The 12,117-nt window shown below is 46.7% G+C and carries 13 protein-coding genes and 4 pseudogenes; all 17 read left to right on the top strand.

All coding sequences use genetic code 11. The annotated features are described in order from the left end of the window. A partial coding sequence (locus CAG41_RS27170; protein ID WP_178081846.1) for an RHS repeat-associated core domain-containing protein occupies nt 1-874 on the top strand: 874 nt, incomplete at its 5' end. Next, nucleotides 871-1,341: a hypothetical protein gene (locus CAG41_RS27165; protein ID WP_085707720.1), complete on the top strand. Its 471-nt coding sequence runs from the start codon at nt 871-873 to the stop codon at nt 1,339-1,341. The genes CAG41_RS27170 and CAG41_RS27165, both read left to right, overlap by 4 nt. Nucleotides 1,342-1,500: 159 nt before the next feature. Further along, entirely contained in the window at nt 1,501-1,722 is a 222-nt protein-coding gene (locus CAG41_RS27160; protein ID WP_085707723.1) for a hypothetical protein, read from the top strand. Between the two features lie 216 nt (nt 1,723-1,938). Beyond that, on the top strand, nt 1,939-2,397 hold the full coding sequence (locus CAG41_RS28715; RefSeq protein WP_170930309.1) for a hypothetical protein: 459 nt from the start codon (nt 1,939-1,941) through the stop codon (nt 2,395-2,397). Between the two features lie 14 nt (nt 2,398-2,411). Next, nucleotides 2,412-3,486: pseudogene (locus CAG41_RS27155) on the top strand (RHS repeat domain-containing protein); the annotation flags it as partial. 424 nt (nt 3,487-3,910) lie between these two features. After that, nucleotides 3,911-4,531 carry a hypothetical protein gene (locus CAG41_RS27150; protein WP_085634012.1) on the top strand — a complete coding sequence of 207 codons (621 nt, stop codon included), beginning with the start codon at nt 3,911-3,913 and terminating at the stop codon, nt 4,529-4,531. A 91-nt stretch (nt 4,532-4,622) separates the two neighbouring features. Then, a pseudogene (locus tag CAG41_RS27145) lies at nt 4,623-5,151 on the top strand (RHS repeat-associated core domain-containing protein); the annotation flags it as partial. A 474-nt stretch (nt 5,152-5,625) separates the two neighbouring features. Next, nucleotides 5,626-6,027, top strand: a complete 402-nt coding sequence (locus CAG41_RS28490; RefSeq protein ID WP_139834265.1) for a hypothetical protein — start codon at nt 5,626-5,628, stop codon at nt 6,025-6,027. Nucleotides 6,028-6,139: 112 nt separating this feature from the next. After that, nucleotides 6,140-6,208: pseudogene (locus CAG41_RS29330) on the top strand (RHS repeat-associated core domain-containing protein); the annotation flags it as partial. A 69-nt stretch (nt 6,209-6,277) separates the two neighbouring features. Beyond that, nucleotides 6,278-6,919 (top strand): hypothetical protein, encoded by a 642-nt coding sequence (locus CAG41_RS28480; protein WP_139834264.1) that lies wholly within the window; start codon nt 6,278-6,280, stop codon nt 6,917-6,919. A gap of 878 nt (nt 6,920-7,797) precedes the next feature. Next, nucleotides 7,798-8,193: a hypothetical protein gene (locus CAG41_RS27140; protein ID WP_085657042.1), complete on the top strand. Its 396-nt coding sequence runs from the start codon at nt 7,798-7,800 to the stop codon at nt 8,191-8,193. A gap of 206 nt (nt 8,194-8,399) precedes the next feature. Continuing rightward, on the top strand, nt 8,400-8,792 hold the full coding sequence (locus CAG41_RS28475; RefSeq protein ID WP_139834263.1) for a hypothetical protein: 393 nt from the start codon (nt 8,400-8,402) through the stop codon (nt 8,790-8,792). Between the two features lie 172 nt (nt 8,793-8,964). Further along, nucleotides 8,965-9,123, top strand: a pseudogene (locus CAG41_RS28470) (RHS repeat-associated core domain-containing protein); the annotation flags it as partial. Between the two features lie 218 nt (nt 9,124-9,341). Further along, nucleotides 9,342-9,788 (top strand): hypothetical protein, encoded by a 447-nt coding sequence (locus CAG41_RS27130; RefSeq protein ID WP_085657040.1) that lies wholly within the window; start codon nt 9,342-9,344, stop codon nt 9,786-9,788. A 268-nt stretch (nt 9,789-10,056) separates the two neighbouring features. After that, complete coding sequence (locus CAG41_RS28465) at nt 10,057-10,626, top strand: hypothetical protein (protein WP_139835002.1); 570 nt, start codon at nt 10,057-10,059, stop codon at nt 10,624-10,626. Nucleotides 10,627-11,196: 570 nt separating this feature from the next. Continuing rightward, nucleotides 11,197-11,508: a hypothetical protein gene (locus CAG41_RS27125; RefSeq protein ID WP_085657039.1), complete on the top strand. Its 312-nt coding sequence runs from the start codon at nt 11,197-11,199 to the stop codon at nt 11,506-11,508. Nucleotides 11,509-11,521: 13 nt separating this feature from the next. Beyond that, nucleotides 11,522-12,061: a CPCC family cysteine-rich protein gene (locus CAG41_RS27120; RefSeq protein WP_085657038.1), complete on the top strand. Its 540-nt coding sequence runs from the start codon at nt 11,522-11,524 to the stop codon at nt 12,059-12,061. Nucleotides 12,062-12,117 lie beyond the last annotated feature (56 nt).

The raw sequence follows: 12,117 nt of genomic DNA, 5'->3' as shown, positions 1-12,117 counted from the left end.
GCAGGAACTCACCGACTACAGCGGCGAGATCATGTGGTCGGCCAAGTACCGCGCCTACGGCAACCTCGCCGCCCTCGACGTGGCCGAAATCGACAACCCCCTGCGCTTCCAGGGCCAGTACTTCGACGCGGAGACAGGCCTACACTACAACCGCCATCGCTACTACAATCCGGGGACTGGACGGTTCCTGACGCCGGACCCGATCAAGCTGGCGGGTGGGTTGAATAACTACCAGTACGTGCCTAACCCTACGGGATGGGTGGATCCACTAGGATTGGACAACTGCCCTGGAGCAGATTGTAAACCCCCGAACAATACCGCAAATGCGACCAAGCCTGATCGCATCCCGATGACGCAATCTAAATATGATGAGATTATTAATTTAGAACGAGGCAATCGGCCTGGGAGTGCGCGTGAGTACTTGCCGGAGCAGTATGTAGACCTTCACGAAGAGGCTTTTAGACAACAAGGTGGCTCATTTGTTGTTATTGATCAGTGGATTGAGCGATCCTCCTATCCGACGTTCCCCCCTAGAAAATTTGTAGGCCTACCGTCCGAAATGGACAGTGTAGTTGCAAAATACAAAGCAAGTGGTGGAGACTGGGAGGTTCTAAACCGAGAGCTAAATCTGGGTTCGAACGACCTTTCGTCAGCTAAAATTTATCTAGTAAAAATTAAACCTGATGACCCACGATTCAAATACGAAATACCTAACGGGAACGAAGCCGGTGCTTACCCTAAAGAATGGGTTCCTGGTGGCGAGACCAAGAGCGGCACCAAAGAGGCAGCGCTCATCGGCTCCGAGAAAATCGATCACGGTGCCGACATGAAGAAACTTCTAAGCCAATTTGATGATTGGGAACAACTCCAATGACAACCAATTTTGAAACAGCCTTAAATAAAAATGAGTTTCCCGATTATTTTAGAGGGAATGGCGAATACTTCACACGAGACCCTGACTGGGGAACCCAGTTGCATATCATAAATTGGCAGGGGCTATGTGGTTATTTGAAAACATTGGATAACTCAACAGAGATATTGAAGGGGGCGTTTAGCGCCTACTTAAACTCGGTCGAGCTTACTAAAAATGACGCTAATGATCTGCTTGAGAACATTGGATGCTACTATTACCTGCGAAATAAGCATCCTTTTTTGTCGAAGCATGGATTCGACCTTGTGCGAAATGCCGCTGATAGTGAAAAACAGAAAATCTCGCTCGTCATGGCATTCCTAAGAAAGACTGTCGTAACCGACAATAACCCACAAGACATAGAGCTTTATAATCGTCGTATGAGCAAACTCATTGACGACGGTGGCCCAGCCAACATCGATAATCTTTAATTTATCTTTGACGACGGAGCCCATCAGCTTATTCCGCATTGATGGGCGCGTCACCTCCCGTGAACAAGGTGCACGTGGTGCGCATTTGCTGAGCCTCCGAAACCAGTCAATCCGACTTCATCTACGTGCAAGATGTCACTTTTATCCGGAGAAATGGCTGTGCTAACCGATCTGCAGGCCCGTACGGCGCTCAAAGAATTAATTGAGAAATATCTCAAGGGCAAATATCTCGACTTCGACCGCCTAATCGAAATTGTTCAGAATCCTTCGCGACAAGTACCGATCAAAGGGGTGTTGGAAGATATTCGCCGCCACAACAAAATTGAGTACACGCCAGAAGAGGTTCAACTGTTCGACAACCTTCTATATATGTATGGGTAATTTGCTTGCTGCTAATAACCGGAGACCCAAAAAAGAAGACGCCATGAATACCCCCCTAAGCTTGACGACAAGCCAATATCGCGGCATGAAATGCATAGTCAGAGACAGACCTCGCAGCAATGATCGCTTGATGCTCGATGGTGTGCTTTGGGTGCTCTGCTCAGGCGAGATATGCCTGAGCGAAACAATAACTTTACTACCACCAGGAACGACTCCATGAGATTCACCTCAGAAAACGAAACAGTTAATCAACATCACATTGGATGCCGAAGCCTTGGCTTCGGCGAACCAACAGACCTAAAAACGAAACAATACGAACTAATTATCGACTTTAACAAACTGCCAAGCAGCTTCATAGAACACGCCAACACATTCATCCAACAATGCAGGCTTGACGATACTGAACAAGGCTTCCCTGACATCCAGGAACTACAAACTTTGCAGTATCCCGAGTTTTACGAGCTAACGAAAAAATCTCCAACCCTATCCGCATCCTTAATAAAGGACTACCTTTACTTCGACCTGCTTTTTGCACTATTCCCGCAAACTGAAAACCTAAAGCTTGTGATAAGCAATATAACGAGCATCCAAGCAAGTGATACCAGATTAAAAATAACAGGCGAAACCTTTCCTTTCAAAATAAACACCAGCACTAAAAACATTTACCAGCCATAGTAAAACCCACCACGCTCGACTACCGCCACCTGCCCGGCAGCCAGCTCAGCGGCATCGACCTCAACGGCTCCCGCCTGACCAGCCACCAGTTCAGCGCCGGCCGCGAACAGCAACGCCAGCAAGGCCTGCTGCTCAGCCAATACCAGTACGACGAACAAGGGCGGCTGCAGGCCCACAGCGTCAGCCAGCGCGACAAGAACCTGTTCCAGCGCCGCTACGCCTACGACGCCAACGGCAACCTCGCCGGCATCGACGACAGCCGCAAGGGCAACCGCAGCTTCCACTACGACCCGCTCGACCGCCTCATCAGCGTGCGCGGCGCCACCCCGGAAAGCTTCGCCCACGACCCCGCCGGCAACCTCCTCGGCCAGAACGACCTGCCCGTCGCCAACCTGGCCAACGTCAAGGGCAACCGCCTGCTGATGCAGGGCGACCGCCACTACGACTACGACGCCCACGGCAACCTGATCCGCGAACGCCGCGGCGCCGGCCAGAAGCTCGTCACCGAGTACCGCTACGACACCCAGCACCGCCTGGTCGGCGTCACCCTGCCCGGCGGGGGCAGCGCCAGCTACAAATACGACGCCTTCGGCCGCCGCATCGAGAAGACCGTTGACGGCCACACCACCGAGTTCCTCTGGCAAGGCGAACGTCTGATCGCCGAAAGCGCCGACAACCGCTACCGCAGCTACATCTACGAACCCGGCACCTTCCGCCCGCTCGCGATGCTGGACGGCGAAGGCCCGCGCCGGGCCACGCCGTTCTACTACCAGCTCGACCACCTCGGCACCCCGCAGGAGCTCACCGACTACAGCGGCGAGATCATGTGGTCGGCCAAGTACCGCGCCTACGGCAACCTCGCCGCCCTCGACGTGGCCGAAATCGACAACCCGCTGCGCTTCCAGGGCCAGTACTTCGACGCGGAGACGGGCCTACACTACAACCGCCATCGCTACTACAATCCGGGGACTGGACGGTTTTTGACGCCGGATCCGATCAAGCTGGCGGGTGGGTTGAACAACTACCAATATGTAACCAACCCCACAGGCTGGGTGGATCCTCTGGGACTAAACCAATGTCCTGGGGCATCCCGCAAATTTTTAGACAAACCGGCAGATGCTGATGGATCACTCAACATTGGGGCAGGAACAAACCCAATTGAAGGCTACTACAACATTGATATTGACCCTAAAGCACCTGGTGTCCACGCTGGAGATGCAACCGACTTATCAGGCATAAAGTCTGGATCGCAAAGCCACATCAACATGGATAACCCATACGGATTTGATCCTTTAAACTCAGAAATATTAAGAGTACTGTCTGAAAATGGACAAATAACCATCACTGGCAGCGCATATGCAAATAAATACATAAAAAAATCCCTGAGAAACATCGAAGAGCTAGGACTTAAAATCGTCTCGCACACAAAAGTTGATCCAAAAGGGTTCAAAACTGTCAGCGGCGAACAAATAGGATCAAAAACACTCGATCAATTTGTAATCGAGAGGGCAAAATGATTTTTTCAATTGATATTACAGAAGCTTTTGGCGCGCTCGATTTCGACAACGCCGGTGGAATTGTATCCTACATAGACATCCTGCCAACCGAAAACTTAAGCAAACAACTGAGTCTTACCCTATCAAATTTCGTTCTCAATCTGATCGACGAGCCCGTTACAAATTCGATAAATAGGCAAGATCCAGATTTCACTAAGCACATGACCGAAGATGGTTTCCTTATAATAAACAATGCAATCATCAACTTCAAAGAAACAAAAGGATACGAAAAACTACTGCGACTATCAAATCAAGATCATGGATATCTGATTCACGAGCGCCATGGTCAAACATTCAACTCCGGAGATAGAATCTACGACATCGGAGGAAGATCCTGCTCGACCCCCGAGCTACTAATCAACTTCGCCATCATTTCACCAAAATCTATATCACTTGAGTTCGACTCATCGAGCCACACATATATAGAAAACTACACCAAACTCAATGAATCCCTTATAACAATAAATTCAAGAGCAAAACCAGCCCAACCACCACTCACTGGACTGTTCGACACATCATTCAGCAACATACATACCCGCAGCAACTTCGAAGCAGGCTACCGAACCTATATAAAATAAATAGCGAAGATGGCGATGCCACTATGTGAAATTTTCACGTGAACACTTTCCCTCGTCCAACGAACAAGACGATGGCTCCCTGCAGGTCAACCCGGACGGGAGCACCGCCAGCTACAGGTACGACGCCTTCGGCCGCCGCATTGAGAAGACCGTCGACGGCCACACCACCGAGTTCCTCTGGCAAGGCGAACGCCTGATCGCCGAAAGCGCCGACAACCGCTACCGCAGCTACATCTACGAACCGGGCAGCTTCCGCCCGCTGGCGATGCTCGACGGCGAAGGCCCGCGCCGGGCCACGCCGTTCTACTACCAGCTCGACCACCTCGGCACCCCGCAGGAACTCACCGACTACAGCGGCGAGATCATGTGGTCGGCCAGATACCGCGCCTACGGCAACCTCGCCGCCCTCGACGTGGCCGAAATCGACAACCCGCTGCGCTTCCAGGGCCAGTACTTCGACGCGAAGACAGGCCTACACTACAACCGCCATCGCTACTACAATCCGGGGACTGGACGGTTCCTGACGCCGGATCCGATCAAGCTGGCGGGTGGGTTGAACAACTACCAGTACGTGCCTAACCCTACTGGCTGGGTGGATCCACTGGGCCAAAGTAAGTGCCTTGGAGGGAAGAACAACGCTTCTGCGTCATCGAGGCCTGAAGAGAAAGCCAAAGCTAAGGATGGAACTCCACCGCCCCGGTTGCTGACAAAAAAATCAAGCCAGGAGAAGACGTACGTCACTTTGAAAAGCATGGTGAGGAAATAAAACAAACACTAGGCGAAGACAACTATACACTTGAACAGTATGTAGCTGACGCAAATTCAGTAACTCGCAATGGGACATTTGCTCCCGAGCTGAATGCTTATGTCGCAATTCCAGGAGGAGCAGGCAGTGCTAAGGGCTTACTTGTTGGCATCGATAGAGCCACAGGAGAAATCACCACACCGCACCTAAAACCAATTTCATTTTTTTTGAAAACAAGGCTCCAAGTTTAGGTTGGAAAGCTCAGCCAAAATCAGCCAAAACAGATACAATTGGATCTAACCCGCAGCTGGATGGAAGTCCCCATATAAAAACAAGCCGAGTGATAAAAATGATAATTAAGAATATCAAGTGGATTTCGGAAAGCGCTGAGGAAGCAGAGGTTGAAATTAGCGATGGAGAGTTCACCTGCGTTGCTTTCTCGCAGCCATGCGATAGAACTATTGGAGAGACAATAGATGAACCCTTGCACGTTTTTTCCATGAGGGATGCGATGATCTGCGAGAACGAACCTACTGTGGGAATTTGGAATATAGAAAACTCCGGACTTTCCAGAAGAGTTGTTGCCAAAGTAACAGACACCACCCAACAACTTATTGCCGTCGGAAAAATCAATCTAGTCATTGAAGATCACCTGCCCGGAGGATTAGAGAAAGATGACTTAATTGAGTTTAATTGTGGACGAATTGATCTCTGGCAGACAACCTCGCAAGGTTTTCCAATGACAGTCTAGACATGCACCAACACTAAAAATACAGCCTCAAGCAATTCTGAAGAATCTCTAGGAACATTTAGAACAAAAGACACTGCTGAGTTCATCAGCAAAATTGAGTCCTTTATGTTGTCATCGCTACTACAATCCGGGGACTGGACGGTTTTTGACGCCGGATCCGATCAAGCGAGCGGGTGAACTGGTGCAACGGTTACAAAGACCGCACTAAAAAAAGGCGACAATTCGCACACTTACTTTAATAAAAAAGAACATGAAAACACTCTATGCCTGCGAACCTGGAATTAAGCTTTGGGAGCAGCCCTCAAGCCTTGCAACACCTGACTTTGTAACATTCTCACTTATTGATTCTTCTATTGCAGAGATTTGGGAGACATGGTTAAAGTTTGCAACTGCACTAGCTTCCGAATGGCCAACACTAATGAAATGGCGGACCGCAGGCTATTCTATAGCATCAGAGAAAGTTCAAGAGCTACGCTTACGCAAAGAGATTGAAAAAACGCTGAAAAAAGCAGATCTATTGGAAAAGAATGACACCACAAAAATATACTCATACATCCAATTCAACAAAACGCAGAGCATCAGCTTCAACCCAAACGAACTTACACAACACCGAAACACCATAATAATTCTTACAAAAGAAAATGTAGACATCCGTTCCATATGGAGAAAACTATGCAAAAATGACAACGGCATAACCTCACAAGGCTTACTGGATTTCCTAATAGAGCAGCATGAAACACTCATAGCTCGCTTCATTGAAAGCGACATTCATTCGGCAGCACAAATTATCACACCCTCGCCCTACAGCAACAAAATAGACGACACACTTAACAACCTAAGACTAAAGAAAATTGATTCGATCAGAATCCCCGAGGCAATTCAAAGTCTCTAACGCTTTATACCTTCACGCAAAAACACGCACTTAAGAACTGTCGACTCCATTACACATAGTTCTCCTACACCTCATCACTGGTTAAAAAGCACATGAAGAACAAAACAACATGAGCACCCGTCTAGAGCATGAGCTCCAGCCACTTCGAGTCCCAAGCGGTTGGACAATCACAATCAATAATCTATTTGAAGTTGAGCTTACCCCTAACACTGCCGAATGGTTTAGCAGCTCCGTTTTACTAGGTGGAGTCCGACGCTCAACTGGACATTGCTTCGACTCCCGAGTTGAACCTGAGGGTGATCCCAACGGGGAGTTTGTAATCGACTTCCTGACAATCAGGTACGATAATAAAGGAAACCCTCTAAAAAATTCTGAAGGATTTCTAGGGGAGTTTAGAACAAAAGACAAGGCTGAATTCATCAGCAAAATCGAGTCCTTTATGTTAGACACTCAATCTATAAACTTAAAATAAGCAGAAGTGAAAATAGAGGAAGAGTATGCAAAATTTATCAAAGAGGTTATAACCAAAACCCCTCCCACCGAGATTGAGCCTGAGCTAAAAAGTTTACTCCTTAAAGCTGAATCAAATTAAGAAATAAGAACAACAGCCAGAACAAAGAATACACGTTATCGAAACAGCTCTAACTTATCGAGAAACCCTCACCCACCACACCAATGATACATTCTGCAACACCGCCACCAACTATAGCGATAAAAAATTGGCCGATTAGACGTTCTATTGGCGAGCATCTTAAAGTACCGAATGCTAGCTGAATAGAACTTCCGCCGTACCTTAATACCTTTTACACAAACCAGTCTACACTACAACCACCTATCGCTTAGATTATTCTGGAGCCCCCCATCTTGGGACAGCAGAAATGAACAGTATAAAGAAAATACCGAGAAATATTTGGTGGGGACTGGAGGCAAAATCCTATACCGAAATAGCTCAGAAACTTCCTACCGCAGATGAAAAGCTGAGACGATGGGTTGCGATCTACGCTGTATACCACATTGATTTTGACAATAGATTCCCAGGAGAGCGCTACTATAGCTTCCTAGAAAACGCAAAGGGTTCAAGGTACGTAATTGTAGATTTCACCCTACCTATTCACATTCTAGAAACAAGAGATAGCATCGGAGCAAGCGACACAATAATAACCAATTGTAAAAAACTTGACACTGAAGAAGAAATCGATATCTTCCTACAAAACAACAACATCGATCCTGAACTATTTACTCCCCCTTGGACATGCGAGTATCCATTAGATTAATAGAGCCCCCCCCCCTGCATACAGTTCCGCACGAGTTCAAGGATAAAGTTGACGATTAGGGCTGACTTTTGACCCATAGCGTAAGCTAGTGCTACAAGAACCACCTGTTTCAGCGCTACTACACCTACGACGCCCACAGCAACCTGATTCAACTATGCCGCACCTTAAACTACATCCAAAATCGAGTTCCACCAGGTACAAAACAGATGAAAATCACAATTACACGTATAGTAGAATTCCATCTCGACATAGCCCATGTAGAGTTCTCTACCTCTTATGGTGAAGGTCTCTCCAATTTTATTGGCCCGAAGCCGGTAGAAAACCAAGCGCATGATGTAGAAATCGACATCGAAGATGAGTTTACCTGGAATGTAAATATTTTCTTTTCTGACAAACAGTCACCTTCAATTTACTCAAGCGCCGAGTTCCTCCACATTACAGGAGAGCTAATGGACATAACAGCTGATGGATGTGGCGTGCTAAGAATTGGCAACTCACTGGCTTTGATTTCGTTAAATCCCATTCACATTGAAAAAACAACCCCGTTTTTCGTTGAAATCAAAGCAAAAAAAACATTTTTATACCCGACTAACATCTGATCAACACTAGAAACGTTCCCCTTCGGACTAAACCTTAAATAGAAAACTGTCAGCATCGACCTCGATAGTTCGCACTCGACCAGACCTTGACCCAGCACGTGCTGTTCGACCAGTACCAAACGCAAGCCCACGACATCAGATAACGCGACAAGAGCCTGTTCGCCGCTATGCCTACGACGCCAACGGCAACCTCGCCGCCCTCGACGTGGCCGAAATCGACAACCCGCTGCGCTTCCAGCGCCAATACTTCGACGCAGAAACGCGCCTACACTACGACCGCCTTCGCTACTACAATCCGGGGACTGGACGGTTCCTGACGCCGGATCCGATTTAACTGACGGGAAGCTACTACATTATTGACGGACATCAACGAGCGGCAGCAGAAAGGCGAACGCATACGCCCGTTAGCATTAGACTGATCACCGACTTGAAAGAATACGGCAACAAAAACTACGCAGCTATGGACGACATATTAGAATCAGCCAGAAATGCTGGAAATGCTGGAAATGCTGGAAATGCTGGAAATGATAGATTAGAGCGACCAAGAAGATGACAGACAAAGACTTCAGCTCATTAATTGCTAGCTTTCTAGAAAGCGTAGAGTCTTCCCTAAAACTCCTTGAAGATAAATTTGGCTCACGCGAGCTTCATAAACTATGGCGACAAAACAAAATAGCTCAACGAGGAGAGATCACCGACACAATCAGCTACCAGCTACATGGAAATGGATGCATGGTAGAACATCAAGACCACTGTATCGATTTTGACTTCGCCCCAGATGAAAGAACCGATGGCTTTGATGCATGGCGCCTATATAATTACGCATGCGAATTCCCGGAGAAATACGCCTCCTATACAAACCTCAAAACAATCGAAACCATACTGAAAGAATACGAAAAACAAAAAAAGATTCAAAAAATTGAAAACTCAACTTCAAACCTATACTTTTTACAATCAAACAACGCCGTTACAACCACAGCACCCACGTCAACCTGATCCGCGAACGCCGCGGTGCCGGCCAGAAGCTCGTCACCGGGAATCGCTACGACGCTCAGCCCCCCTGGACTGCCCGCACACGCAAGATACGATAGAAATCAAAGACCTATCGCCAAAATAGAGCAGCCTGTTGCAGGTCGAGCGACAAGCCAAACAGAAGAGATACTCAAAATATTAACAGCGTAGAAATAAAACTCGAAAAATCTGACACAAATCGACCGCTCACCGCACTCCTCATCAATTAATGTTAACCACCTCAAAAACTACCATGCTTAGAGTTCCGTTTACAGACCTACCCTACAAACCAACTGTTGATTCCTTGTTAGCAGGACTCGACACAGAGTACAAAGATGACAGCTTCAAATCAAAACTACTAAAACTCAACCCAAACAACAAAGCCGATAGAGAAACCATAATCAAGAATTACATAATAAAAGACCAGGAGCACCTATCATACAAACATAAATACCTATTGATAAAAGAGCTAGAAAAAGCCATAACTGACAAGAACTATGACTTTTCAACATCCTTTGAGTATGATTACGAAACTGACGAACCTTCAGCATCTCCATGGCCCGCAGACGAGATCGACACTCCACGTGGTTTTTTGAGGACATTTACCAAATCGCTAAGAAAACCTGGGAAGCAGATCTTTCAAAGGCTGAATCTGAAGATCCTACAACGTGGTAATTCCACAACAAAAAACCACCAACATCAAAAAACTCGAGCCACCAACAACACAGCTAAAGAAAATCTTACACAATTAAAGATATTAAACTTACAGCTCCTCTCCCCAACAAATAGGGCTATGACGACCGTGAGATCAACCGACCGGTAGCCAACTGCGCACCGCTACGACACTCACTTCTGCAGTTCAACGCCCACGAACACGACCTCAACGGCCCACTGCTGAAGAAAGCAACCATTATGTATTTTGAGCAACCTGAAATGTGGACATCATCAATATCAAACAAAAGAATGTGGACTTCTACCTTTGGAGAAGACTACTCATCTGCCAGCATGCATATTTCGTATGCAATGCTAGACGGAAACTCCATATGCTTAAAACTGCACAACAAAATAGAACCAACTTCCGCACCAACGAAATGACTAGAAAAATACAACGAATACGAATTCAACCTATACATAGTCAGCATAGAAGACTTTAAGGTAGAAAATTTCAACTTCAGCGGCCCCATTACCTTAACAATTACACAAACCGATTCAAGCCACAAGGTCAAACTCGAGTTTGCAAACTCATGCATAGCCATGTGTAACGCAGAAAACATTACCATAGCAAATATCAAGGCATACCATAACGACGGTGCAACATAATTTAAAGCTCACGCCAATGACAGACAAGTAAGCCATAGCAAATAAATTTGCTTTCAGGACAGACTTAAATAAAATGAAAATCTATGGATTTGACAAAATAGAGAAGCTAGGTGGAACAATCACCTTTGACGACATATCGAAACTCAACAAAACCATTGACATATCACTCATCACCGATGATTTGAAAGAGGACCTATTTCAAGCATCCTTCCCGCTCGGCATGACAATTGATATCGGATGGTATCCCGAGTTTAGTGAGTACGGATCGTTCAGAATCACCCTCATTGAAAATTCCAACTGGGAGATTCCTATCTACAGCAAGAGAGCAAAAAACTGGGAAGCGCTTGATAAAGCCATTACTGCGGCACTAGAAAAAATCAAGTAAAAAGGGACTTCAAATGAAAAGAATCAATCGCATTGAAGCCATTGAAAAAATCACATCAGACGAAATAACACGACTAACCAACGAGGATCGCGAGTCGTATATTTTAGATTGGTGGGGCATAGATGAGAGCAACGAGCACTTCAACAGCCTACCCCAAAAGCTAAAGCAGTTAATCATAGACAATGATGACCACCCAGGGGACATAGAGAATAGCTTATATGACCATCTAATCCTCATAGCTCTAAAATCCAGATACAGGGGCACCACCAATGAATATCTCTCAAAAAGATTAAATGATTTAAAAATCGAGAACTACACTATTCATGGAGAAACTGAGCAACTGGAAGCCTGCCCTTGCTGTGGGTTTCGCACACTTTCCTCAATTGCAGAATATGAGATTTGCGCTTTGTGTAACTGGGAAGACAGCGGAGTAACCGATCCGAACACCTACAGCACCCCGAACCACATGACTCTCCAAGACGCAAGAGATGCATTCAGGAGTAACCTCAATACACTTCCGCTAAACAAGTGGATAAAATCTGACCCGTGCTAGACCAGCATCAAATGTAGTTAACCTGTGCGCTGTATGAATGTAAACCAGTGGAGCCT

The organism is Pseudomonas sp. B35(2017) (genome assembly GCF_002113645.1).
Classification (GTDB): Bacteria; Pseudomonadota; Gammaproteobacteria; order Pseudomonadales; family Pseudomonadaceae; genus Aquipseudomonas; species Aquipseudomonas ekonensis.
Note: the sequence above shows the minus strand (reverse complement) of the source record. Positions and strands in the feature narration are given on the sequence as shown.